Here is a 24,682-nt window from a genome sequence, read left to right as displayed (position 1 = left end):
CAGCCCACCATCATGGTTCAGAGCACCGCGTAGTTGAGCAGCGGCTTGACGGTGCCCCATTCCTTGCAGCTCGGGCACTGCCAGTGATGCGTGCGCGCGCCGAAGCCACAGCGGGTGCAGCGGTAGGCCGGGTTGCGCACCAGCAACTGGTCGGTGATGTGCTTGAGATCGTGCAGGGTGGCGGTGGAATCCGCGCCCTCGGCCAGGGTCAGGTCGATCAGCGCCGACTCGCCACGCACCGAGGGGCGGTCCTTGAGCTGGCGGCCGAGATAGGCGCGCGCGGGGGCGACACCCTCCTGCTCTTCCATCAGCTGGGTCAGCGCCAGCACCGGGGCGATGCCGCGATAGTGCTCGGTCATCTCCGACAGGAACGCACGGGCACCACCGAGGTCACCGACCTTGCGGTAGTTCTGCATCAGCGCCTGCAGCACTTCGGGCAGGTACTCCGGATCATTGCGGGCGGCACGCTCGAAGGCGCGCACGGCGGCTTCGGCATTGCCCGCATCGTTCTCCAGGCGCCCTTCGATGATGCCGGCACGGACCGACATCGCATCGGCCTGGTAGGCGCGTGCGATCGCAGCGCGCGCTTCGTCGATCTTGCCGGCACCACGGTAGCGCTCGGCCAGTTCGCATTCGAACTGCCCGATCAGCTTGCCCATCGGCTCGCCGGTGACTTCTTCGAAACGGCTGGCGTTGTCGATCGCCTTTTCCCAGTCGCGTTCGGCCTGGTAGATGCCGATCAGGTGCTTGAGTGCCTGTGGGGCGCGCTGGTCGATCTGGGCCAGTTCGGTGAACACCGTTTCAGCACGATCGAGCAGGCCGGACTTCATGTAGTCCTCGCCCAGGGCCAGCAAGGCCTGGACGCGCTGCTGATCGCTGAGATCGGCGCGGTTCACCAGGCCCTGGTGCAGGCGGATCGCACGATCGACCTCGCCACGGCGGCGGAACAGATGGCCCAGCGCGACCTGGGTCTCGAAGGTTTCCTTGTCCAGCTCGGCGATGTGCAGGAACAGCTCGATCGCCTTGTCCGGCTGCTCGTTGAGCAGATAGTTCAGGCCGCGGAAGTACGTGCTGGACAGATGGCTGACCTGATTGTCGCCATGGCGCTGACCGCCACGACGCCCGATCACCCAGCCCGACAACGCGGCCAGGGGCAGGAACAGGAAAAACCAGAACCACTCGGAGACAAATTCCATCGGCGCTCAGCGTCCGTCGAATGTAGAAGAAGAAGGGGGTGCCACGACCACAGCAGGCGCGGCCTTCTGCGCACGGCGCAGTTTGGCGTACAGCGGGATCACCATGCTGGCGAGCACGAGGCCGCCGCCGATGAGCGCACCGGACAACAAGGCGATGATGATCGCCACGCCGGTGGTGGAATTGATCTGGGTAAAGCCCAGGCTGATGATGATCGGCTGCGAGTTGAGCGCACCGATGATGAGACCCACCACCAGAACCGCCAGCAGGATCAGCAGACGTACGACGTTCATGCAGCAGCTCCAGTTCCGTAGGGCTCAAGAGTAGCGGACTAACACTCCGCTCTACCAGCCGACTCCATGGAAATCATGCATCCGCCCCGTGGCGGATGACCCGTCAGGCAGGATCGCTTTCCAGCGGCACCACGGCGCTGACGCGCTCACGCAGTTCCTTGCCCGGCTTGAAGTGCGGGACATGCTTGCCCGGCAATGCGACCGATTCCCCGGTCTTGGGATTGCGCCCCAGCCGTGCCGGCCGGTAGTGCAACGAAAAACTGCCGAACCCGCGGATCTCGATGCGATCCCCGCCGGCCAGCGCCCCACCCATCATTTCCAGCAACGACTTCACCGCCAGATCGACATCGTCCGACTTCAAATGCGCCTGTCGGCGCGCCAGGATTTCGATCAGCTCGGATTTGGTCATTACGGGCTCTTGGGGAGGAACTCAGACCCTGAAACGGCCCGGACTGATGTCCGGGCCGTCCAGGAAAGTACGACAGCGACAGACCGATTACTCGGACTTGTTGCCGTTCAGCTGTGCACGCAGCAGCGCGCCGAGCTGGGTGGTGCCGCTGGAAGCCGAAGAGGACTGGTATTCCTCCAGCACTTCGCGCATTTCCGCGTCATCCTTGGCCTTGATCGACAGCTGCAGGGTACGACCCTTGCGATCCATGCCCACGAACTTGGCTTCCACCTTGTCGCCGACCTTCAGGAACTGGGTCGCGTCGTCCACGCGCTCGTTCGCAACATCGCGAGCGGCCACGTAGCCTTCGATGCCGTCAGCCAGTTCGATGGTAGCGCCCTTGGCGTCCACTTCCTTGACCACGCCTTCGACCTTGGAACCCTTCGGGTTGGCAGCCATGTACTGGCCGAACGGATCCTGCTCCAGCTGCTTGACGCCCAGGCTGATGCGCTCGCGCTCCGGATCGACGGCCAGGACGACGGCGTCCAGGTTGTCGCCCTTCTTGAAGTTGCGGACCACGTCTTCGCCGGTGGTGTTCCAGCTGATGTCGGACAGGTGCACCAGGCCATCGATACCGCCGTCCAGGCCGATGAAGATGCCGAAGTCGGTGATCGACTTGATCTGGCCCGACACCTTGTCGCCCTTCTTGTGGATGGCAGCGAAGGTTTCCCACGGATTGGCGGCAACCTGCTTCATGCCCAGCGAGATGCGGCGACGCTCCTCGTCGACGTCCAGGACCATGACTTCAACTTCGTCACCGACCTGCACAACCTTGGACGGGTTGACGTTCTTGTTGGTCCAATCCATTTCGGACACGTGCACCAGACCTTCGACGCCCGGCTCGATCTCGACGAATGCGCCGTAATCGGTGACGTTGGAGACCTTGCCGAAGACGCGGCTGTTGGCCGGGTAACGACGGGCGATGTTGTCCCACGGATCCTCGCCCAGCTGCTTCAGACCCAGCGAAACGCGGTTGCGCTCGCGGTCGAACTTCAGCACGCGCACGTCCAGCTCGTCGCCGACGTTCACGACTTCGGACGGATGGCGCACGCGCTTCCAGGCCATGTCGGTGATGTGCAGCAGGCCGTCGATACCGCCCAGGTCCACGAACGCGCCGTAATCGGTCAGGTTCTTGACGACACCCTTCAGGATCGCGCCTTCCTGCAGCTTGTCCATCAGCTGCTCGCGCTCTTCCGAATGCTCGCTTTCGACGACTGCACGACGGGACACAACGACGTTGTTACGCTTGCGGTCCAGCTTGATGAGCTTGAATTCCAGCTCCTTGCCTTCCAGGTAGGCCGGGTCGCGCACGGGGCGCACATCCACCAGCGAACCGGGCAGGAACGCGCGGACATCCTTGATGTCCACGGTGAAACCACCCTTGACCTTGCCGCTGATGCGGCCGGTGATGGTTTCGTTCTTTTCCAACGCTTCTTCCAGCTCGTCCCACACCATCGCGCGCTTGGCTTTCTCACGCGACAGAACGGTTTCACCGAAGCCGTTCTCGATGGAATCGAGGGCAACCTTGACGACGTCGCCTTCAGCGACATCGATCTCGCCAGCGTCGTTACGGAACTGTTCGATCGGCACGATGCCTTCGGACTTCAGGCCGGCGTTGATCACCACGACATCGCCGCGGACTTCAACAACGACACCGCTGACGATCGAGCCCGGCTTCAGCTTGGCCAGATTGGCCTGACTGGCTTCGAACAGCTCTGCAAATGATTCGGTCATTAGATTTACTCTGTTGGACACATGGGCATTGGCCCCCGAAGGAAACCGCTTGATGCCCGCCTGTTGGTCGACCCCGGTAACGCAGGTCGTGTGTTAAGTAGGAAAACCGCCACGCATCATTGCGGGACGGAGCTTTTGTTGCCTTGCGATGGTGCGACACCGTCGATGGACTGACGGCCCTCCTTTACAACGGATCAGGCACCCGAAACCGGAAGCAGATCCAATACCTTGGCAACGACGGCGTCGATGCCAATACCACTGGTGTCGATGACGACGGCATCGTCTGCCGGCTTCAGGGGCGCCACTGTGCGCTGTGCATCACGGGCGTCGCGGGCCATGATCTCGCGCAGGAGGTCGTCAAAGTTAACCGAAACACCCTTGTCTTTCAACTGCTTATGCCGCCGCTCGGCCCGCTCTTCGGCGCTGGCGGTCAAAAACACCTTGAATGGGGCGTCCGGGAAGATGACCGTGCCCATGTCCCGACCGTCGGCCACCAGCCCCGGCTCCATCCTGAATGCGCGCTGGCGCTCTTTCAGCGCCGCCCGGACCTCCGGGATGGCCGCGATGGCCGAGGCCAGGGCGCCGGTGGTCTCCAGGCGCAGCTCGTCGGTGGCGTCGGTCTCGTTGACCAGCACCCGCAGCCCGCCATCGGCCGATTCCACGAAGCGCACGTGGGTGTCGAAGGTGCAGCGGACCAGCGCCGAGGCGTCGGAGGTGTCGATATCAGCCCAGCTGGCGGCCACGCCCACCGCCCGGTACAGGGCGCCCGAATCCAGGTAATGCCAGCCCAACCGGCGTGCGACAATGCGGCTGACAGTGCCTTTGCCGGCCCCGGAGGGACCGTCGATGGTGAGCACGGAAGGAAGCTGATTCATGGGTTTCCCTGTAAAATTGACCGCCCATTCTAGCCCCTGCCCGGGGCCTCCCGAGACCTTTTTGGTGCAACCACTTGAAAGGATGGAAAAAAGCCCGGTAGAATGGCGGGCTTGAACGGGCGTCACCTGCCGATTGTCATCTGCATATCGCGGCCGCGCTCCAACCGAATCCAACGTTTACGCCGAGGTATGCAATGAAAGTCCTTTCTTCCCTGAAGTCGGCCAAGTCCCGTCACCGTGACTGCAAGGTCGTCCGTCGCCGCGGCAAGATCTTCGTGATCTGCAAGTCGAACCCGCGTTTCAAGGCTCGCCAGCGCTGAGCCGGCTGGCCTCACGGCCACCACCGGCCCCTCACCGGGCCGGGTGATGAACAAAAAGCCGCCTCCGGGCGGCTTTTTGCTGCCATTTTTGTTGTAATCGCCGGGTAGCCACGGCCGCCGGTGTCAGACCTGTCGCCGCGGGACCTTCCACCTTCTTGACCACTGGGGAGTAGATCGAGATGAAGCGTTACCTGACCACCCTGCCGTTGCTGGCCGTACTGGCCATCTCCAGCGCCCACGCCGACACCCTGCTGATCGACCGCAGCCGTGAAAAGCCCGCCATCGCCCTGCCCGTCCGCGGCCAGAGCATGCAGCAGGTCCAGGCGCAATTCGGCGACCCGGGCGAGCGCCTGGAACCGCGCGGCGGGCAGAAGCGCCAGTGGCCGACGATCAACCGCTGGGTCTACCCGCAGTTCACCGTCTACTTCGAAAAGCAGAAGGTGATCGACGTGGTCGCCAACCGCGCCGACGCCAACGAGATCGGGCCGAAACCGCCGATCCGCTGACCCCTTTCCCTTTGCCCGCCAGCCGGCGGGCCATCGCATCGAGATCATGAACGACACGCTCCGCTTTCCGGCCGAATGGGAATCCCAGTCCGCCATCCTGATCGCCTGGCCCCACGCCGACACCGACTGGGCCGACCGCCTGGGTGACGTCGAGGACACCTACATCGCGCTCGTCGCGGCCATCACCCGCTTCCAGCCGGTGGTGATCATCGTCGCCGACGACGACCTGGAGGCGTACGCCGATGCGCGCCTGCGCTCGAACCGGATCGATACCGACCGCGTGCGGTTCGTGACCGCCCAGTACGACGACACCTGGCTGCGCGATTCCGGCCCGATCACGCTCAAGCGCGCCGATGGCGGCTTCCGCCTGCTGGACTTCCGCTTCACCGGCTGGGGCGGCAAGTTCGACGCCAGCCTGGATGACCAGCTGGTCGGCGTGCTGCATGCCGCAGGCCTGTTCCACGATGCCGAGCTGCAGAGCATTCCGTTCGCCCTGGAAGGCGGCGGCATCGAGACCGACGGCGCCGGCACCCTGCTGACCACCTGGCAGTGCCTGCACGAGCGTCATCCCGAGCGCAGCCGCGAATCGCTCAGCGCCGACCTGGCCACCTGGCTGGCCCAGGGGCGTGTGCTGTGGCTGGACCATGGCTATCTGGAAGGCGACGACACCGACGCCCACATCGATACCCTGGCGCGCTTCGCCTCGACCGACAGCATCGTCTACCAGGCCTGCGATGACGCCAGCGATTCGCACTACGCCGAACTGCAGGCAATGGGCGCCGAACTGGCGGCGCTGCGTACCGCCGACGGCCAGCCGTATCGCCTGTTCCCGCTGCCGTGGGCGCAGCCGGTGATCGATGAAGGTCGCCGCCTGGCGGCGTCCTACGCGAACTATCTGATCCTCAATGGCGCGGTGTTGATGCCGGCCTACGGGGATGTTGCCGACGAGGCCGCGCGTGCGGTGCTGGCCCAGGCCTATCCGGACCGCGAGATCGTGCCGGTGCCGTGCCGTTCGCTGATCTGGCAGAACGGCAGCCTGCACTGCATCACGATGCAGCTGCCGGCGGGGTTGCTGGCCTGATCGACCAGTGAGCGCCTCGGCCTGGCGGGTCGGAGTGGGTCGGCAGCCGACGGAAGAGCGACAGCCCACGACCGATGGTTGTGGCCTGTCCGCCGATGTTCCGGTCATCCTGCAGAGCCGGCCAGCGGCCGGCACTACCCGACGCGTGGGTGTCAGCCATTTAGCAGCCAGCACGCTGCGTGCACCCATCCGCGATAAACTGCGTTTTTCCCCTTGCAGGACCGTCTCCGGATGAGCTCACGCCACACCCTTTCCGTCGCCCTGATCCAGGAGCGCAACCACGGCGATGCCGAGGCCAATCTGGCCGTCATCGAAGCGCGCGTGGCTGAAGCGGCCGCGCAGGGTGCCAAGCTGATCCTGCTGCAGGAACTGCACAACGGTGCGTACTTCTGCCAGCACGAGTCGGTCGATGAGTTCGATCTGGCCGAGCCGATCCCCGGCCCGAGCACCGAGCGCCTGGGCGCATTGGCCAGGAAGCACAGCGTGGTGATCGTCGGCTCGCTGTTCGAGCGGCGCGCGGCCGGGCTGTATCACAACACCGCCGTGGTCTTTGAAAAAGACGGCACGCTGCTGGGCAAGTACCGCAAGATGCACATCCCGGATGATCCGGGCTTCTACGAGAAGTTCTACTTCACCCCGGGCGATCTGGGCTTCACCCCGATCGACACGTCGGTGGGTCGCTTGGGCGTGCTCGTGTGCTGGGACCAGTGGTATCCGGAAGCGGCGCGCCTGATGGCGCTGGCCGGTGCCGAGCTGCTGCTCTACCCCACCGCGATCGGCTGGGACCCGGATGACCAGCGCGACGAACAGGGCCGCCAGCGCGATGCGTGGGTGCTCAGTCACCGCGGCCATGCCGTGGCCAACGGCGTGCCGGTGCTGAGCTGCAACCGCGTCGGCCATGAGGCGTCGCCGCTGGGCGCGTCGGGCATCCAGTTCTGGGGCAACAGCCATGTGCTCGGCCCGCAGGGTGAGTTCATCGCCGAAGCCGGTGGCGAGCCGACCGTCCTGGTCTGCGACGTGGACCTGCAGCGCAGCGAACACGTCCGCCGCATCTGGCCGTTCCTGCGTGATCGCCGCATCGATGCCTACGGCGATCTGCTCAAGCGCTACATCGACTGACCGACCAGGACACTCCACCGTGACCGTGCAGCTGCGCGACGCCACCGATGCCGATATCGCGGCCATCACCGCGATCTATGCGGTGGAAGTGACCGATTTCGTCAACACCTACGAGTACGAGATTCCGGAGGCGGCGGAAATGCGCCGCCGGATGCAGGACATCGTCGGCCGCGGTTTTCCCTACATCGTGGCCGAGGTCGATGGCCAGGTGGCCGGTTATGCCTACGCCAATACCTACCGCGGCCGGATCGCCTACCAGTGGACCGTGGAGAACTCGGTCTACGTGGATGCCGCCTTCCAGGGCCGCGGTGTCGGCACCGCGCTGATGCAGGGCCTGATCGATGCCTGCGTCGCGCGCGGCTACCGGCAGATGGTGGCCGTGATCGGCGAGCCGACCAACACCGCCTCCATCAAACTGCACGAGCGTTTCGGTTTCCATACCGTCGGCGTTTTCCGCGGCCTCGGCCGCAAGCATGGCCGCTGGCTGGATACCGTCCAGATGCAGCGCGCGCTCGGCGATGGTGCCGACAGCGCCCCTTCGAATGAATGATGCAATGACAGATACCCTGATCGAGGCCGGCGACACCCTGTTCGCCGGTCAACCCGTGCGCGTGGTCGAGCGCGATGGCGTGCGCTACACCCTGCTGGGCACCGCGCACGTCTCGCAGGCCAGCGTGGAAGCGGTGGAACGTGCAATTGAAAGTGGCCGCTTCGATGCGGTCGCGGTCGAACTGGACGCGCAGCGCCTGCAGGCCCTGACCAACCCGGACGCCCTGGCCAAGCTGGACCTGGTCGAGGTGATCCGCAAGGGGCGCGTCGCCCTGTTCGCGGCCAACCTCGCCCTGGCCGCCTACCAGCGCCGCCTGGCCGAGCAGCTGGAGATCGAGCCCGGCGCCGAACTCAAGCGCGCGGTAGTGATGGCCAACGAACGCAACCTGCCGGTGCACCTGATCGACCGCGAGGTCGGCCTGACCTTCAAGCGCGCCTCGCAGCGGCTGGGCTTCTTCGGCAAGATCAAACTGGTGATGGGCCTGGGCGCCGGCCTGTTCGCCTCCGAGGAAGTCGGCGAAGACGAGATCGAGAAGCTCAAGCAGGGCGACATGCTCGAAGCCAGCTTCGGCGAGTTCGCCAGCGAGAGCCCGGCCCTGTACGAAACCATCATCGGCGAGCGCGACCGCTACATGGCCACGCGCCTGCGCGAAGTGCATGACCCGGCCCAGCGCGAAGTGCTGGCGGTGGTCGGCGCCGGTCATCTGGCCGGTCTGGCCAGATACCTGGAAACCGACACCGATGCGCCGGGCCCGCTGCGCGAGTCGCTGGAAGACGTGCCGAAGAAGCGCAACATTCCGTGGATCACGCTGGCGATCCTGGCCATCGTGCTGACCGGCATCGGCGTGGGCTTCTACCGTGGTGGCCTGGGGGTCGGCAGTGAACTGCTGGCGGTCTGGGCGATGTATACCGGCGGCCTGGCCGGCCTGGGCTGCCTGTTGGCCGGCAGCCACCCGTTGAGCATCCTGACCGCGATCGTGGTGGCACCGTTCAAGCCGTTCCGCCTGAGCATCCCGACCGGTGCGTTCTCGGCTCTGGTGGAAGCGCGCCTGCGCAAGCCGGCCTACGAGGATTTCCTGAAGCTGCGCGACGACGCGCAGAGCGTCAAGGGCTGGTACCGCAACCGCGTGACCCGCGTGGTGCTCACCTTCATGCTGACCAACCTGGGCAGCATGCTCGGGTTGTGGCTGACCGGGTTCCAGGTGTGGGGCAAAGTCGCGGGGTGATTCCCGCGCTGGCTGTGAATGGAAAGGCCACGCACTGCGTGGCCTTTTTTGTGCACGAATGGGGAACCGCAGGTAGTGCCGGGCTCCGTACCAGGGTGATGGCCGCCGTTTCCATTCGTAGATGGATGCCATACGTGGGTGCGGTCCGAAAAAAAGGAGGCCCGCCCAACGGGCCTCCATGCACCCTCAAACCGATTCCGCGCCGGGCTCGACCACCGGGGCCCCGACGCCGCGGCCACGCGCGCGCCGGATGATCCGCGACACCGCCGTGCTCATGTCATCGAGCATCGCGTAGATGGTCGGCAGGAACAGCAGGCTGACCACCGTGGAGAACGCCAGGCCGCCGGCGATGGCGCGGGCCATCGGGTAGTACGGCGGGCCGTTGCCGAGCAGCTGGGTGTCGGTCATGGAGATCGGAATCATCGCCAGGATCGCGGTTCCCATCGTCATCATGATCGGGCGCAGGCGCTCGCGCGAGCCTTCCACCAGCGCCTGGGTCCGGCCCATCCCGCGGCGGCGCAGGTTGTTGATGTGCTCGATCATCACGATCCCGTTGTTCACCACCACGCCCATCAACACCAGGATGCCGATGAAGGACATGATTCCGAACGAGGTGCCGGTGATCCAGAACAGCCAGAACACACCGAAGATCGAGAACAGCACGCCGCTCATGATCGCCGCCGGGAACAGCAGCGACTCGAACACCGCCGCCATCACCACGTAGATCATCACCAGCGCGATCACCAGATTGAACATCATCTGCGCCATCGCTTCGTTGTCGTCGCCGTAGTCGCCGCCGTCGAAGCTGAAGGTGTAGCCGGCCGGGAAGCTCATCGGCTTGAGCGTTTCCTCCATCGCCTTGCGCCCATCCGGCACGGTGACCTTCTCAGCCAGGTTGGCCTTGATGGTCAACGTGGTCTGCCGGTTGGTGCGGCCGATCTGCGTGGCCGACGGCTTGATCGCCACATCCACCAGGCTCAGCAGCGGCACGGAGCGACCATCGCCGGTACGCACCGTATAGCTGGCCAGGTCTTCCGGGCTGCTCTGCTCGGCACCGGCAAAGCGCACCCAGACCGGCACTTCACTGTCACCGCGGCGGAACTCGCGCAGCGGCGCGCCCCGCAGGGCCAGGCCGACGAAGCTGGCCACCTGCTCGGCATTGAAGCCGAACGCGGCCGCGCGCTCGCGGTCAACGTGGATGGACAGCTCACTGCCCTTCTCGCCGTTGTCGATGCGCACGTCACGCAGCTCCTTGCGCTGGGCCAACAGCGGCACCACTTCCTCGCCGATCTCCTGCAGCATCTTGGTCGAGTCACCCACCAGCTGCACCTGCACCTGGTTGTTGCCGCCGCCACCGCCGTCGCCGGAGTTGCCGACCACGTAATCGGCACGCGCCGAACGCGGCAGGCCCTTGCGCAGGGCTTCCTGCACGGCCGGCATGTTCTTGGCGTGCTCGGTATCGAAGGTCACGATCGTGCTGCTGCCTTCCTGCTCGCTGTACCAGGAGTACACCTGGGTGATGTGCAGCTCCTCGCGGTGATCGTCCAGGTAGCGCTCCACGCGGGCGACTTCCTCGGACATCTGGCCGAAGGTATAGGCGCCCTTCCAGTTGTAGCCGATGAACACCTCGTGGCCACCCTCGCCACCGAACATGTCGATCTTGGTCAGCTTCATCGGCACCAGGCTGATCAGGATCACCATCACGATGCCGAACACACTCCAGCCACGGTGTTCCAGCGTCCACTGCAGCAAGGTGGCGTAACGGCGCTGCAGGCGGGCGATCACGCCACTGTCCGAATGCACCAGTTTGGGGGTCTGCATGCGCGCGGACAGCATCGGGATCAGGCTTACCGCGACCAGCCAGGAGGCCAGCAGCGAGACCGAGATCGTGATCGCGATCTGCGACATGAAGATGCTGATGTTGTTGGTCTCACCAAACAGGTTGGGCACGAACACGATGCAGTGGCACAGGGTGCCGGCGCTCAGCGCGATGGCCACGTTGCGGGTACCGATGATCGAGGCCAGCCGCGGCTGGTCCGGCATCCGTTCGCGTTCCTGGTAGATGCTCTCCACCACCACCACGGCGTTGTCCACCAGCATGCCGACCGCCAGCAGCAGACCCATCATGGTCAGGATGTTGAGGGTGACACCGGCGAAGTACATGAAGCCCAGGGTGATCACGAAACAGATCGGGATCGCCAGGGTCACCATCAGCGTGGAGGGCCAGTGGCGCAGGAAGAAGAACAGCACCGTGATCGACAGCAGCAGCCCCACCGCGCCGGCTTCGGCCAGCTCCAGCAGAGAGGACGTCACCATCTTGCCCTGGTTGTCGATGACCTTGATCTGCACATCGCGCATGGAGGGCTGCTTGCGGATCGCCTCGACCTCGGCCAGGGCCGCGCGCGAAACCTCCACCAGGTTGGCGCTGCGCTCCTTGAAGATGTCCAGGCCCACGGCCGGGTTGCCATCCAGGCGACGGCCATAGTTCATGCGGGTGGGCTTGAGCCGGATCTCGGCGATGTCGCCCAGGCGCAGGCCCTTGTTGTCGATGACCAGGTCGCGCAGTTCCTGCAGGTCGGTGATTTCACCCACCGGCTGGATGCGCACGCGCTGGCCGTTGTCGTCGATCTGTCCGGCCGAGATCGAGAAGTTCAGCGTGCGCAGGCGGTCACTGAGCTCGTTGATGCTCAGGTTATGCGCGGTCAGCCGGTCCGGGCTGATCGCGATCTCGACCTCGTTCGGCGGAGCGCCGGAGATGTTGACCCGCGCCACGCCCGGGATGCGTTCGATCCGCCGCTTGAACTCGCGGTCGAGCATGTCGTACGCGCCGGTCAGGTCGGTGGCACTGGCCAAGCGCACCTTCAGCACCGGGTCGTCACTGCTGGACCACTTGAACACGTTGTAACGCTGCAGGTCGTCCGGCAGATCGCTGCGGATCGCATCGATGCGCTCACGGGCATCAGAGGCCGCGATGGCGATGTCGCGGTCCCAGTCGGTGAACTCGATGAAGATGCTGGCACCTTCGGACGTGGCCGAGGAGCGCATGCGCTTGATCCCGGTCATCGTCGCCAGCGCTTCTTCGGTGGGCCGGATGATGTTGCGCTCCACCTCCTCCGGGGTGGAGCCGGTATACGGCACCTGCACGAACAGGAACGGCGCGGAGATGTCCGGCAGCGCTTCCAGCGGCAGCCGGAACGAGGCGATCAGGCCCACCACCGCCAACGACACGAAACACATGATCGTGGTGATGGGCCGGCGGATGGAGAACTCGGCAATGCTCATGCCGGCTCCTGTGCAGTGCCATGGCCGGCGTCGGCCAGCGGCGTCTTGAGGTGGCGGCCGCGCTCGCGGTAGTAGGCATCGCCGCGACGGTCGAGCAGGTCGTACACCACCGGGATCACCACCAGCGTCAGCAGGGTGGAGACCAGCAGCCCGCCGATCACGGTGATCGCCATCGGCGCGCGCACTTCGGCGCCCTCGCCCATCGCCACCGCCAGCGGCAGGAAGCCGAACAGCGTGCACAGCGTGGTCATGATGATCGGCCGCAGGCGCGAACGCGCCCCTTCCACCAGTGCCTCACGCTTGGGCACGCCCGCCTCGCGCAGCTGGTTGACCTTGTCGATCAGGATGATCGCGTTCTTGGTCACCAGGCCCACCAGCAGGATCAGGCCGATGAACACCACCACCGAGATCGGCTTGCCGGTCAGCATCAGGGCCAGGATCGCGCCGACCAGCGCCAGCGGAATGGTGAACAGGATGACGAACGGATGCAGCAGCGACTCGAACTGCGAGGCCATCACCAGGTACACCAGGAAGATGGCCAGGCCGAAGGCGAAGATCAGCGAGCGCGCCGAATCGGCCAGCTCCTCACCCTGCCCGCCGATGTGCATGCCGACACCGGCCCCCAACGGCTGCTTGGCCACCATGTCCTGCACTTCGCGCACGGCGCCGCCCAGGTCGATGTCGCGCAGGTTGGCCGACACCACCGCCACGCGGGTCTGGTCGGCGCGATGGATCTCGCTCGGGCCGTTGGTGGCGACCACCTCGGCCACCGAATCCAGCGTCACCGGCCGGTTGCTGCCCGGATTGACGATCAGGCGACGGATGCTGTCCACGCTGGCCCGGTCGCCTTCCTGGGCCCGCACCAGGACGTCGATCTTGCGATCACGGAAGCTGTAGCGCGTGGCCACGTCACCGCGCACCTTCTTGACCACCACATCGGCGATCTGCCGCGTGGTCAGGCCTAGGGCACCGGCGCGCTCCTGGTCGAAGCGGATCTGGATCTCCGGGAAGCCCTCTTCCACCGTGGATTTGACGTCGGCGTAGTGCGGGTTGTTGCGCAGCATCGCGGCCAGCGCCTTGCCGGCCGTTTCCAGCGTGGCCATGTCCTGGCCGCGCAGTTCCACTTCCAGCGGGGTGGAGAAGCTGAAAAGCGCCGGGCGGGCGAAATCGACCTGCACGCCAGGGTGCTGCTGCATCGATTCGCGCAGCCGCTCGGTGATCGCCGCCTCGGTGCGCGCGTTGCCGCCCCCGGCCATCACCACGGTCAACTTGCCGATGTTCTCGCCGCTTTCGGTCGGGCTGGCATCCAGACGGGTGCCGCTGCCACTGACGCCGTACAGCGAGGCGATGCTGTCGTCCTTGGCGTGGGCCAGCTGCATCTCACGGACCAGCGCATCGGTCTGCTTCAGCGGCGTGCCGGCGGGGAGCTTGGCGGTCATTTCAAAACGGTCCTGCGCCAGCTGCGGGATCAGGTCGGCCCCGAGCATCGGCACCAGCGCCATCGTGCCGACGAAGGCCAGCGCGGCCAGGCCCAGCACCTTGCCCGGGTGATGCAGCGCGCCCGGCAGCAGCTTGAGGTAACCGCGCTCGGCACCGGCGTAGGGCTTCATCGCCACATCGCTGGCCTTGCGCATCACCGGCCCGACCACGGCCACCAGGCCGCGCCAGACGCGGATCACCGACCAGGCGATCCCGAAGCAGATCCAGCGCACCAGGGTGCCCACGCCGCGACGGCTGCCGGCGACCGGCTTCAGCCAGCGGCTGTCCGGCTGCCAGGGCTGGTGCGCCGGTTCTTCGGGGAAGGCCAGCGGCGGGCGGCCCTTGAGCGAGCTCAGCATCGGGATCAGGGTCATCGACACCAGCAGCGAGATCGCGATCGCGATCGCCACCGTCAGCGCCTGATCGCGGAACAGCTGGCCGGCGATGCCATCGACGAACACCAGCGGCAGGAACACTGCGATGGTGGTCAGGGTCGAGGCGACCACGGCCATGCTCACTTCACGGGTGCCGGCGATGGCCGCCTGCAGGATGCTCAGGCCACGTTCGCGCGCCTTGGCGATGCTCTCCAGCACCACGATGGAGTCATCCACCACCAGGCCGGTGGCCAGCGCCAGACCGCCCAGCGACATCACGTTCAAGCTCAGGCCGAGCTGGCCCATGAAGAAGAACGTGGTGATGATCGAGACCGGCAGCGACAGGCTGATCACGAACGTGCTCCAGCCGTCGCGCAGGAACAGGAAGATGATCAGGATGGCGAGGATGCCGCCGATCACCGCGTCTTTCTTGACGTCGCTGATGGCGTGTTCGATGAAGCGTGACTGGTCTTCAATCGTGGTCAGTTCGGCATCGCCGGGCACCTGGCCCTTGATCTGTTCCAGGCGCGCGCGCAGCGCTTCGGCGGTCGAGACCGTGTTGGCATCGCCCTCTTTGTAGATCGCCAGCTCGACCGCTTCCTTGCCGCCCAGGCGGATGATCGCTTCGCGTTCCTTGTAGCCCTGGCGCACGGTGGCGACATCCTTCAGCCGCACCGGCACGCCGTTGGCGATGTTGGTGGAACTGCTGCTGGATGCACTCTGCGCGGCAGAGGCAGCGGCCACGGCGGCATCCGAGCCGGTCGAGGCGGCGATCGCGAACATCTGCTGCATCGCTGCATCGGCAGCGCTGCCGTTGCTGCTCTGCGTGGTCACCAGCAGGTTGCGGATGTCCTCCAGATCGGCGAACTGGTTGACCGTGCGCACGAGGTAGCGCTGCGAGCCTTCCTCCAGGCGGCCGCCGGAGATGTTGATGTTCTCTTCCTTGAGCCGCTTGATGACGTTGTCGATCGGCAGATTGAGCTGGGCCAGCTTCTGCTGGTCGATGTCGACCTGGATTTCATCCTCCAGACCGCCGCCCACCTTCACCGCGGCCACGCCGGTGACCGGCTCCAGCTTCTTCTTCAGGTCTTCATCGGCATAGCGGCGCAGCTCGGTGAGCTGGCGCACGGCCTCGGCATCGCTGGAAGGATCGGTTCTGGCCGAGATCACCAGGCGCATGATCGGCTCGGTGGACGGATTGAAGCGCAGCAGCACCGGAGATTTCGCCTCCAGCGGCAGGTTCAGCGCTTCCATCTTGTCGCGCACCTCCAGGCTGGCCTGGTCCATGTTGGTGCCCCAGGCGAACTCGAGCACGACATCGCTCTGCCCGGTACGCGAGATCGATTTGAGCTTGCGCAGGTTCTTGACCACACCCACGGCCTCTTCGACCGGCTCGGTGATCAGCGTTTCGATTTCCGCCGGGGCCGCACCGGTGTACTCGGTGCGCACGGTCAGGGTCGGGTAGCTCAGGTCGGGCAGCAGGTTGACCTTGAGATTGCCCAGCGCGATGAAGCCGAACAGCATCAGGGTGACGGTGAACATCGCGATGGTGACGCGGCGGCGGGTGGCGAATTCCACCAGGCCGCCGCCGTGGGCACCGGGGCGTTCGCCCTGGTGCGGATCGTTGCCGTGGTCGTTGCCGGCCGCTGTCATTGACGGCTCTCCGCCTTGGTCGGCGCCGGCTTGGCAGCGGCGGTGGCGGCCGGTTTGGCGCCGATCACCTGCACCGCGGTGCCGTCGCGCAGGGCAACCTTGCCGGCAGTGACCACCTGGTCGCCTGCGGCCAGACCCTCGCGGATCTCCACCCACGGGCCTTCGGCATAGCCGAGCTTGACCGGCACGCGCGCGGCCTTGCCATCGCGAACGCGGAACACCGCCGGCTCACCATCGTCTAGCAGCGCCAGGCGCGGCACGACCAGCGCGTCGGCACGCTGGTCATAGTCGATCCGGATGCGGCCGAACATGCCCGGCTGCAGGCCTTCAGCATCTTCGCCAAAGCCGCTGACCACCCGGAACGTGCCGCTGCCGGCATCGACCACCGGCGAGATGCGGTCCACCGTGCCCGGGAAGGTCTTGCCCGGCAGCGCATCGGCGATCAGCGTCACCGGTTGGCCCGGACGCAGCGTGGCCAGCTCGCGCTCGGGCACGTTGAGCGTGGCTTCCAGGCGCGAGTTGTCGACGATGCGGAAGATCGGCGTGTTGATCTGCACGAAGTTGCCGGTCTTGATCGAGCGCGAGGCGATCACGCCCGAGATCGGCGCGATCACCGTGGTGTAGGACAGTTCCAGCGTGGCCAGCCGGTACTGCGCGCGGACGTTCTCCAGGTCGTACTTGATCTGGTCCACATCCGCGGCGCTGACCATCTGCTGGCCCACCAGTTTCTGGGCGCGCTGGTAGTTGTTCTCCAGCTTGCGCATCTGCGCTTCGCTCTGCGCCACGGCCAGGCGCGCACGGTCCGGATCCAGCCGCACCAGCGGCTGCCCGGCACGCACCTGCTGCCCTTCTTCGACCAGCACCGCCAGCGCGACGCCGGAGGTCTTGGCGACCACCTGCGACTCACCACGCGGCTCCAGTGCGGCCGTACCGGTGTAGCTGGCAGCGACGGCGCGACGGCTGGCCGCGACGGCTTCGACGGGGACCGCATCGACCTTCTTCTCGGCCTTGCCGTCCTTCTCGGCCGCGTTGGCTTCGGCCGGGCCGGCGCCACCGCAGCCGCTCAGCAGCAGGGTGGAGGTGATCAGCAGTGCAGCGGCACAGCGTCCGGTGCGGCCGAGCAGGAATGATTGTCGCGACATCGTCGTGTCCCTAAGGATGCGTGGGCAGGTGTGGTAGCAAAGTAATGCACCACGTCACGACCACACCATATCCCAAAGGTCATGGTGAGCTGCGGCGATGGCCTCCCCCGGCCCGGTTTCAGCTAGATGAAATGGCAGGCTATACTCGGCCCAGTTCCGTACCCCACGCCGGAACGACCAGACCCGTTTATCGGAAAAGGACATCATGCGCCCGCAGCCGCTCGCCGCTTGTCTCGTTCTGGCCGTCCTCCTGCCCCTCGGGGCCGCCGCACAGGCCGCAACACCCGCTCCTGCAGTCCCTGCCACCCCCGCTCCGGCCGCCACCGCGCCGGCGCCTGCCGCCGTCACCGGCCGGTTCGACAATGGCCGGGTCCTGGCCTATACGTGCCAGGGGTGCCACGGCATCACCGGGTACAAGAACGCCTATCCCAGCTACAAAGTGCCCAAGATCGGCGGGCAGACCCGTGAGTACCTCAGCCAGGCGCTGACCGAGTACCGCCACGGCAAGCGCAAGCATCCGACGATGCAGGCGCAGTCGATGAGTTTCAGCGAACAGGAGATCGCCGATCTCGCTGTTTACCTGTCCACCGTCAAATAAGCGCGCTCATGTCGAAAGCCACGCCACTCCAGCGTTACGCCATCGCCCTGTCCGTTGCCCTGCTGATGACTGCGTGCTCGCAGTCTCAGGTGGAGAACAGCGCAGATTCCGCCGCCGATCCGGGCCACGCCAGTGGTGAACACGGGTCCGGCTCCTCCGCCGGCCTGCCGGCCGGCCGCATCGCCGCCGGTGAGGCGCGTGCCCAGGTCAAGGGCAAAGCCACCGGCCAGAGCTGCATCGATTGCCACGGCGCCGACGGCAACAAGCCGATCGACCCGACCTACCCGAAGCTGGGTGGGCAATACGGGGATTACCTGGCGCACAGCCTGCAGGCCTACCGGGCGGGGGATCGCCAGCACGCGCTGATGACCCCGCAGGCGACCGACCTGAGCGACCAGGACATCGCCGACCTGGCCGCGTATTTCGGCTCACGCCCAACCCAGTTGCGGGATCTGCACGGCCTGAAATGACGACGGTAGCGCTGACCGTTGGTCGGCGGCCTTCCATCCGGCCCCACGAAGCCCTGCCCGGTAGAGCCGACCGTTGGTCGGCTGCGCTTCGTTCGGGCGCCATGAACCTCTGACGCCAGCCGACCAACGGTCGGCTCTACAGGTGAGGCGACCAACGGTCGGCGTTACGCGTGCGGCGGACCAGCGGTCGGTGCAATACGTCGCGTACCGTCAAGCCGACCAACGGTCGGCTCTACGTCGATCACCGGGTCAGGCGTCCAGTTCTTCCCAGCGCGCGTACGCGGCGTCCAGCTCAGCCTGGACCTTGGCAAGCTTCGCGTTGTGCGCGGCCATGTCGGCGGCGCTGCGCTGATAGAACGCCGGGTCGTTCATCGCGGCGGTGAGGCCTTCGACGTCCTTCTCCAGCGTTTCGATCTTCAGCGGCAGCTGTTCCAGCTCGCGCGCGTCCTTGTAGCTCAGCTTGCGCTTGGCCTCGGCCGGCGCGGCAGCGGCAGCCGCCGCAGCAACCGGCTTGGTCGCCACCACGGGCGCAGCGGCGGCCGCGGCGGCCACGCGTGCAGCGTGGCGCTGCCAATCGGTATAGCCGCCCACGTACTCGCCGACCACGCCGTCACCTTCCATCACCATCGTGGAAGTGACCACGTTGTCCAGGAAGTCACGGTCATGGCTGACCAGCAGCAACGTGCCGGTGTAATCGCTCAGCAGCTCTTCCAGCAGCTCAAGCGTTTCCACGTCCAGATCGTTGGTCGGTTCATCCATCACCAGCAGGTTGGACGGCTGCGCGAACAGCTTGGCCAGCAGCAGGCGGTTGCGCTCGCCACCGGACAAACGGGTGATCGGTGCGCGGGCGCGCTCGGGCGAGAACAGGAAGTCCTGCAGGTAGGCGTGCACATGCTTGCGCTTGCCGTTGAACTCGATGAAATCGCGGCCTTCGGCCACGTTCTCGATCGCGGTCCAGTCTTCGCGCAGCACGGCACGGTACTGGTCGAAATACGCGATCTGCAGGTTGGTGCCGGCACGCACTTCGCCGCTCTGCGGCTGCAGATCCCCCAGCAGCAGCTTGAGCAGCGTGGTCTTGCCGCTGCCGTTCGGCCCGATCAGGCCGATACGGTCGCCGCGCAGGATCACGGTGCTGAAGTCCTTGACCATCACACGCTCGCCGAAGGCGAACGAGATGTCCTTGACGTCGATGACCTTCTTGCCGGAGTTCTCCGCCTGCGCCGCTTCCATGCGCACGTTGCCGCCCAGTTCGCGGCGCTGCGAGCGATCGTTGCGCATCGCCTTGAGGCGGCGCACACGGCCTTCGTCGCGGGTGCGGCGCGCCTTGATGCCCTGGCGGATCCAGATTTCTTCCTGGGCCAGCAGCTTGTCGAAGCGCGCGTTTTCCTGCGCCTGCGCGTTCATGCGCTCTTCGCGGCGGCGCTCGTAGTTGGCCCAGTCGCCCGGCCAGCTGGTGACCTGGCCGCGGTCGATCTCGACGATGCGGGTGGCCAGTGCACGCAGGAAGCGACGGTCATGGGTGACGAACACCACGCTGCCGTTCCAGTTCTTGAGGAACATTTCGAGCCAGTCGATGGCTTCGATGTCCAGGTGGTTGGTCGGTTCGTCGAGCAGCAGCAGGTCCGGCGAGGACACCAGCGCGCGGCCCAGCAGCACGCGGCGCTTCATGCCGCCGGACAGGCGCGCGAATTCGGCATCGCCGTCCAGGTCGAGCTTGGTCAGGGTTTCGCTGACGCGCTGGTCCAGGCCCCAGCCGTTGGCGGCATCGATCTTGGCCTGCACGGCCGAGAGCGCATCGCCGTCGAAATCCTCGGCCATGCTCAGGTGATGGAACTCGGCCAGCCACTGGCCCAGCTCGCCCAGGCCGTCGGCAACCACATCGAACACGCTGCCGGCGGCACCGTGCGGGACCTCCTGTTCCAGGCGGGTGATGCGCACCCCCTGCTGCACGCGGACTTCGCCGTCATCGGGCTTGTGATCGCCGGACAGCAGTTTGAGCAGGGTCGATTTGCCGGCGCCGTTGCGGCCGATCAGGGCGATACGCTCGCCCGGCTCGATCGACAGTTCGGCTTTTTCCAGCAACAGGGGGCCGCCGACGCTGAAGTCGACGTTTTGCAGAGTAATCAGAGGCATCCGACCATTGTACGGGCTGGCGGTGCGTGGCGTCGCTTACTCCTGACCGAACACGCCCGCAGGCAGCCCCAGCAGCGCCCACAGCGCCGGCGGAACCCGCTTGCCCGGATGGCGGACCACCCACAGCTGGCGCGACATCGGCGGCAGCGGGGTATCGACGATGACCAGCGTACCCAGCGCGATCAGATCGGCTACGGCGTGCCGCGACAGGCATGCCAGGCCGAGCCCGGCGGCCGCCGCCTGTTTGATTGCTTCGGTGCTGCCCAGCTGCATGGCGCGGGCAAAGTGGTGCAGGTGTGGCAGCAGCGCCTGCTCGACCGCCTCGCGGGTGCCCGAGCCCGGCTCGCGCAGGAGCCAGCGGGCCTGCGCCAACGCTGCAATTTCCATGTGCGCCGGCGTGGTCCCGCGCGCCGCCACGATGACCAGGTCGTCGCGTTGCCACGGCAGCACCTGCAGGCCACTTTCGTGGCAGGGCCCTTCGATCAGGCCCAGATCCACCTCCAGGCGCTGGACCGCCGCGACGACGTCGGCGCTGTTGCCGATCCGCAGGTCCACCTGGGCTTGGGGGTTGTCGGCCAGCAGCGTGGCGACGCGGGACGGCAGCAGGTAGTTGCCGATCGTGGTGCTGGCCGCGAGCCGCAGCAGCAGGAGCTGCGCGCCGGACGCGATCTGCCCGACCCCGGCCAGCCGCTCCAGATCGGCCGCGGCAACCAGCAGCGCGCGGGCGGGATCCAGCAGCGCCCGACCCTGCGGGTTGAGGATCAGCCGGCGCCCGATGCGGTCGAACAGCGGGCTGGCCAGCTGGCTTTCCAGTTCATTGAGCGCTGCGCTCGTGGCCGATTGCGACAAGGCCAGCTGCGCCCCTGCCGCGGCCGTGGTGCCGGCGTCGGCGATCGCCACGAAAACCTGCCATTGGCGGAGGGTGAGGTGCATGACACCCATTAACTCACCAAACAGGTCGATATGACAATAACAATGCGTTTTACAGGTTTATGCGCGGGGCGCAGGCTATCGCTGTGAACTGACTGGAGCTACCCGTGAACACCCCTGCTGCCGCCCTGCCCTCACCCACGACCGCCCAGCGCTGGCGTGGCCGCCTCCCCGGGCTGCTGCTGACCGGCGCCGTGGCTGCAGCGGCCATGGGACTGGCGCCGCTGCCGTGGCTGCAGAGGCACGGCATCAGCGCGCTGACCCTGGCCATCGTGCTCGGCATCGCGCTGGGCAACACGCTTTACCCACGGTTGGCGGCTTCGGCCGGTGCCGGCGTTGGTTTCTCCAAGCACTGGCTGCTGCGTGCGGGCATCGTGCTGTACGGCCTGCGCCTGACCTTCCAGGATATCGGCCAGGTCGGTGTCGGCGGGGTGCTGACCGATGCGCTGGTGCTGACCAGTACCTTTGCGCTGGCGTGGTGGGCCGGCACGCGCTGGTTCGGCCTCGACAGGGAGAGCGCCCTGCTGATCGGTGCCGGCAGCTCGATCTGCGGTGCGGCCGCGGTGATGGCGGCCGAGCCGGTGGTGCGCGGGCGCGCGGACCAGGTGACCGTGGCGGTCTCCACCGTGGTGGTGTTCGGCACGCTGGCGATGTTCCTGTATCCGGCGCTGTACCAGCTCAATCTTGCCCACGGGTGGATCCCGATGGACACCCAGGCCTACGGCGTGTTCACGGGCTCGACCGTGCACGAAGTGGCCCAGGTGGTCGCCGCCGGCCGCGCGGTCAGCGAGGGGGCTGCCGACACCGCCGTGATCGCCAAGATGGTGCGGGTGATGATGCTGGCCCCGTTCCTGATCGGGCTGTCGATGCTGCTCGCACGCAGTGGCGTGCCGGGTGCGTGCGGCCAGCGCGCGAAGATCGTGGTGCCGTGGTTCGCGTTCGGCTTCGTCGCGGTGGCCGGGCTCAACTCGCTGCAGATGCTGCCGGCCGCCATCGTCAGCGCGGCGATCGATCTGGACACCGTGCTGCTGGCCATGGCCATGGCCGCGCTTGGCCTGACCACGCATGTGTCGGCCCTGCGAAAGGCCGGGATGAGGCCGCTGCTGCTGGCGCTGTTGTTGTTTGGTTGGCTGCTGGCGGGCGGGCTGGGGATCAACCTGGGCGTGCGCGCACTGCTGGGCTGAGGCACGCCGGGCGGACTTCTGCGACACTATCGCATGTCTGAATTCTCCTCCCTGCCGCTGAAACCAGCGCTGCTGCCCGGCATCGATGCCATGGGCTATACCTCGCTTACCCCCGTGCAGGCCCAGAGCCTGCCGGCCATCCTTGAGCGCCGCGATGTCATCGCACAGGCCCCGACCGGCAGCGGCAAGACCGCGGCTTTCGGGCTGGGCCTGCTGCAGGCGCTGGACCCATCGGTGACCCGCGCCCAGGCGCTGGTGCTGTGCCCAACCCGCGAACTGGCCGATCAGGTCGGCAAGCAGATCCGCAAGCTGGCGACCGGCATTCCGAACCTCAAGCTGCTGGTGCTGACCGGCGGCATGCCGCTGGGCCCGCAGCTGGCCTCGCTGGAAGCGCACGATCCGCAGGTCGTGGTCGGCACCCCCGGGCGCATCCAGGAACTGGGCCGCAAGCGCGTGCTGCACCTGGGCGGCGTGACCACCCTGGTGCTGGACGAAGCCGACCGCATGCTCGACATGGGCTTTGAGGAGCCGATCCGCGAGATCGCCGGGCGCACCAGCAAGGACCGCCAGACGCTGTTGTTCTCGGCAACGTTCCCGGATGAGATCCGCGAGATCGCCCGCGTGCTGCTGCGCGACCCGGTGGAAGTGACCGTGGAAGGCGCCGACCATGCGCCGGCCATCCGCCACCTGTTCTGCGAGACCGAGCTGGCACTGAAGCAGAAGGCGCTGGCCGGCCTGCTGCTCAAGTACACACCCGAATCGGCCGTGGTGTTCTGCAACACCCGCCGCGATGTCGACGATGTCGCCATTTCGCTGCAGCAGTTCGGCTTCTCCGCGCTGCCGCTGCACGGCGAGATGGAACAGCGCGACCGCGACGAAGTGCTGGTGCGCTTCGCCAACCGCAGCTGCAACGTGCTGGTCGCCAGCGACGTGGCCGCGCGCGGGCTGGATGTGCAGGACCTGGCGGCGGTGATCAATTACGAGCTGCCGACCGACATCGAAACCTATGAGCATCGCGTGGGCCGTACCGGCCGCGCCGGTGCGACCGGCCTGGCGATCAGCCTGGTGACGCATCGCGAGCGCAACCGCGCCGATGCGCTCGAAGCCGCACAGGGCAAGCCGCTGGACTGGCAGAAGACGCCGCTGGCCACGGCCCGCCCGCCGGTGCTGCCGCAGGCGGCAATGACCACGCTGCGCATCGATGGTGGCAAGACCGACAAGCTGCGCCCGGGCGACATCCTGGGGGCGCTGACCGGCGATGCCGGGCTGGCCGCCAAGTACATCGGCAAGATCGATATCTATGCCACGCGCTCATATGTCGCCATTGCGCGCGAGCAGGCCGGCCGGGCGATCGCCCAGCTGGAGGCCGGCAAGATCAAGGGCCGCCGGTTCCGCGTACGCAAGATGGATGTCTGAGCGGTAGAGCCGACCGTTGGTCGGCTGCACTTGCGTCGGGGCGTTTGAGGTGCCGGCCAGCGGCCGGCACTACCAGCGCCGGCGCGCCGTCTGGAATCAGTACACCAGGTTCGCCAGCAGCGGGACGTCGCTCGTCCAGCGCTCGCGGCCGCCAAGCCCGGCCAGTTCCACCAGCACGGCCGCACCGACCACCTCGACCTGCAGCTGGCGGGCCAGCGACAACGCCGCCAGCAGCGTGCCGCCCGTGGCCAGCACATCATCGACCACCAGCACGCGAGCGCCGGCCGGCAAGGCATCGGCGTGTACTTCAATGCTGTCGGTCCGGTATTCCAGGGTGTAATCCTGGCGCAGCACCTTGCCCGGCAGCTTGCCCGGCTTGCGCACCGGCACGAAACCCACGCCCAGCACCCGCGCCATGGCCGCGCCGAGGATGAAGCCGCGCGACTCGATCCCCATCACCGCCTGCAGGTTGGCATCGCGCCAGGGCGCGACCATCGCATCGATGGCGGCCGCGAAATCCGGGCCGTCGGCGAGCAGCGGCATGATGTCCTTGAACAGGATGCACGGCTTGGGGAAATCGGCGATGTCGCGCAGGCGGCCGGCCCAGGCGGGCGTGGCGGAAGACTCGGTCATGGGGTTGGAAACGAACAGGGTGGCATAGGGTAAACGCTTCGGC

21 protein-coding genes are annotated in these 24,682 nt (G+C 66.5%); 10 read left to right on the top strand and 11 right to left on the bottom strand.

Going from position 1 to position 24,682, the window contains the following annotated elements:
* Nucleotides 1-17 precede the first annotated feature (17 nt).
* The 5 genes from lapB to cmk form a co-directional block, all read right to left on the bottom strand.
* Complete coding sequence (gene lapB / locus BIZ42_RS17605; RefSeq protein WP_019183096.1) at nt 18-1,196, bottom strand: lipopolysaccharide assembly protein LapB; 1,179 nt, start codon at nt 1,194-1,196, stop codon at nt 18-20.
* A gap of 6 nt (nt 1,197-1,202) precedes the next feature.
* A complete protein-coding gene (locus BIZ42_RS17600) occupies nt 1,203-1,487 on the bottom strand; it encodes a LapA family protein (protein WP_019183097.1) in 285 nt (94 codons plus the stop codon).
* A 103-nt stretch (nt 1,488-1,590) separates the two neighbouring features.
* Entirely contained in the window at nt 1,591-1,896 is a 306-nt protein-coding gene (locus tag BIZ42_RS17595; RefSeq protein WP_019183098.1) for an integration host factor subunit beta, read from the bottom strand.
* Between the two features lie 87 nt (nt 1,897-1,983).
* Nucleotides 1,984-3,669 carry a 30S ribosomal protein S1 gene (gene rpsA, locus BIZ42_RS17590; protein WP_019183099.1) on the bottom strand — a complete coding sequence of 562 codons (1,686 nt, stop codon included), beginning with the start codon at nt 3,667-3,669 and terminating at the stop codon, nt 1,984-1,986.
* Between the two features lie 194 nt (nt 3,670-3,863).
* Nucleotides 3,864-4,544 carry a (d)CMP kinase gene (cmk, locus tag BIZ42_RS17585; RefSeq protein ID WP_046273768.1) on the bottom strand — a complete coding sequence of 227 codons (681 nt, stop codon included), beginning with the start codon at nt 4,542-4,544 and terminating at the stop codon, nt 3,864-3,866.
* 194 nt (nt 4,545-4,738) lie between these two features.
* Between cmk and ykgO the strand changes: the two genes are divergently transcribed.
* The 6 genes from ykgO to BIZ42_RS17555 all read left to right on the top strand — a co-directional run bounded on the left by ykgO (nt 4,739) and on the right by BIZ42_RS17555 (nt 9,345).
* Nucleotides 4,739-4,864 carry a type B 50S ribosomal protein L36 gene (gene ykgO / locus BIZ42_RS17580; protein ID WP_017355593.1) on the top strand — a complete coding sequence of 42 codons (126 nt, stop codon included), beginning with the start codon at nt 4,739-4,741 and terminating at the stop codon, nt 4,862-4,864.
* Between the two features lie 179 nt (nt 4,865-5,043).
* Nucleotides 5,044-5,370, top strand: coding sequence for a hypothetical protein (locus BIZ42_RS17575; RefSeq protein WP_046273769.1), 327 nt, complete (start codon nt 5,044-5,046; stop codon nt 5,368-5,370).
* 46 nt (nt 5,371-5,416) lie between these two features.
* Nucleotides 5,417-6,451 carry an agmatine deiminase family protein gene (locus tag BIZ42_RS17570; RefSeq protein WP_070427197.1) on the top strand — a complete coding sequence of 345 codons (1,035 nt, stop codon included), beginning with the start codon at nt 5,417-5,419 and terminating at the stop codon, nt 6,449-6,451.
* Between the two features lie 231 nt (nt 6,452-6,682).
* Nucleotides 6,683-7,570, top strand: a complete 888-nt coding sequence (locus BIZ42_RS17565; RefSeq protein ID WP_019183103.1) for a carbon-nitrogen hydrolase — start codon at nt 6,683-6,685, stop codon at nt 7,568-7,570.
* A gap of 19 nt (nt 7,571-7,589) precedes the next feature.
* Nucleotides 7,590-8,120: a GNAT family N-acetyltransferase gene (locus BIZ42_RS17560; RefSeq protein ID WP_019183104.1), complete on the top strand. Its 531-nt coding sequence runs from the start codon at nt 7,590-7,592 to the stop codon at nt 8,118-8,120.
* Between the two features lie 4 nt (nt 8,121-8,124).
* The gene (locus tag BIZ42_RS17555; protein WP_102788351.1) at nt 8,125-9,345 is read left to right on the top strand and encodes a TraB/GumN family protein; all 1,221 of its coding nucleotides are present in this window, start codon (nt 8,125-8,127) and stop codon (nt 9,343-9,345) included.
* 186 nt (nt 9,346-9,531) lie between these two features.
* Here the strand turns inward: BIZ42_RS17555 and BIZ42_RS17550 are convergent, their stop codons facing one another.
* Genes BIZ42_RS17550 through BIZ42_RS17540 form a run of 3 tightly spaced genes read right to left on the bottom strand, consistent with a single transcriptional unit; the run spans nt 9,532 to nt 17,275 of the window.
* Complete coding sequence (locus BIZ42_RS17550; protein WP_070427195.1) at nt 9,532-12,627, bottom strand: efflux RND transporter permease subunit; 3,096 nt, start codon at nt 12,625-12,627, stop codon at nt 9,532-9,534.
* Entirely contained in the window at nt 12,624-16,133 is a 3,510-nt protein-coding gene (locus tag BIZ42_RS17545) for an efflux RND transporter permease subunit (RefSeq protein ID WP_070427194.1), read from the bottom strand. Before BIZ42_RS17545 ends, BIZ42_RS17550 begins: the two co-directional genes overlap by 4 nt.
* Entirely contained in the window at nt 16,130-17,275 is a 1,146-nt protein-coding gene (locus tag BIZ42_RS17540; protein WP_070427193.1) for an efflux RND transporter periplasmic adaptor subunit, read from the bottom strand. Before BIZ42_RS17540 ends, BIZ42_RS17545 begins: the two co-directional genes overlap by 4 nt.
* Nucleotides 17,276-17,480: 205 nt before the next feature.
* Between BIZ42_RS17540 and BIZ42_RS17535 the strand changes: the two genes are divergently transcribed.
* Both BIZ42_RS17535 and BIZ42_RS17530 read left to right on the top strand, forming a co-directional pair.
* Entirely contained in the window at nt 17,481-17,873 is a 393-nt protein-coding gene (locus tag BIZ42_RS17535) for a c-type cytochrome (protein ID WP_019183109.1), read from the top strand.
* An 8-nt stretch (nt 17,874-17,881) separates the two neighbouring features.
* Nucleotides 17,882-18,343 carry a cytochrome c gene (locus BIZ42_RS17530; RefSeq protein ID WP_019183110.1) on the top strand — a complete coding sequence of 154 codons (462 nt, stop codon included), beginning with the start codon at nt 17,882-17,884 and terminating at the stop codon, nt 18,341-18,343.
* A 249-nt stretch (nt 18,344-18,592) separates the two neighbouring features.
* Here the strand turns inward: BIZ42_RS17530 and BIZ42_RS17525 are convergent, their stop codons facing one another.
* A complete protein-coding gene (locus BIZ42_RS17525; protein ID WP_070427192.1) occupies nt 18,593-20,476 on the bottom strand; it encodes an ATP-binding cassette domain-containing protein in 1,884 nt (627 codons plus the stop codon).
* Nucleotides 20,477-20,512: 36 nt separating this feature from the next.
* A complete protein-coding gene (locus tag BIZ42_RS17520) occupies nt 20,513-21,409 on the bottom strand; it encodes a LysR family transcriptional regulator (RefSeq protein ID WP_070427586.1) in 897 nt (298 codons plus the stop codon).
* Between the two features lie 104 nt (nt 21,410-21,513).
* Here BIZ42_RS17520 and BIZ42_RS17515 point away from each other — a divergent pair, with 104 nt between their 5' ends.
* A complete protein-coding gene (locus BIZ42_RS17515) occupies nt 21,514-22,590 on the top strand; it encodes a YeiH family protein (RefSeq protein WP_070427191.1) in 1,077 nt (358 codons plus the stop codon).
* A gap of 33 nt (nt 22,591-22,623) precedes the next feature.
* On the top strand, nt 22,624-24,006 hold the full coding sequence (dbpA, locus tag BIZ42_RS17510; RefSeq protein WP_019183114.1) for an ATP-dependent RNA helicase DbpA: 1,383 nt from the start codon (nt 22,624-22,626) through the stop codon (nt 24,004-24,006).
* Between the two features lie 96 nt (nt 24,007-24,102).
* On the opposite strand, the gene BIZ42_RS17505 is transcribed toward dbpA, so the two are convergent.
* Complete coding sequence (locus BIZ42_RS17505) at nt 24,103-24,639, bottom strand: adenine phosphoribosyltransferase (protein ID WP_070427585.1); 537 nt, start codon at nt 24,637-24,639, stop codon at nt 24,103-24,105.
* Nucleotides 24,640-24,682 lie beyond the last annotated feature (43 nt).

This window comes from Stenotrophomonas sp. LM091 (assembly GCF_001806305.1).
GTDB classification, from domain to species: Bacteria; Pseudomonadota; Gammaproteobacteria; order Xanthomonadales; family Xanthomonadaceae; genus Stenotrophomonas; species Stenotrophomonas bentonitica_A.
This window is presented reverse-complemented; position numbering and strand designations above follow the sequence as displayed.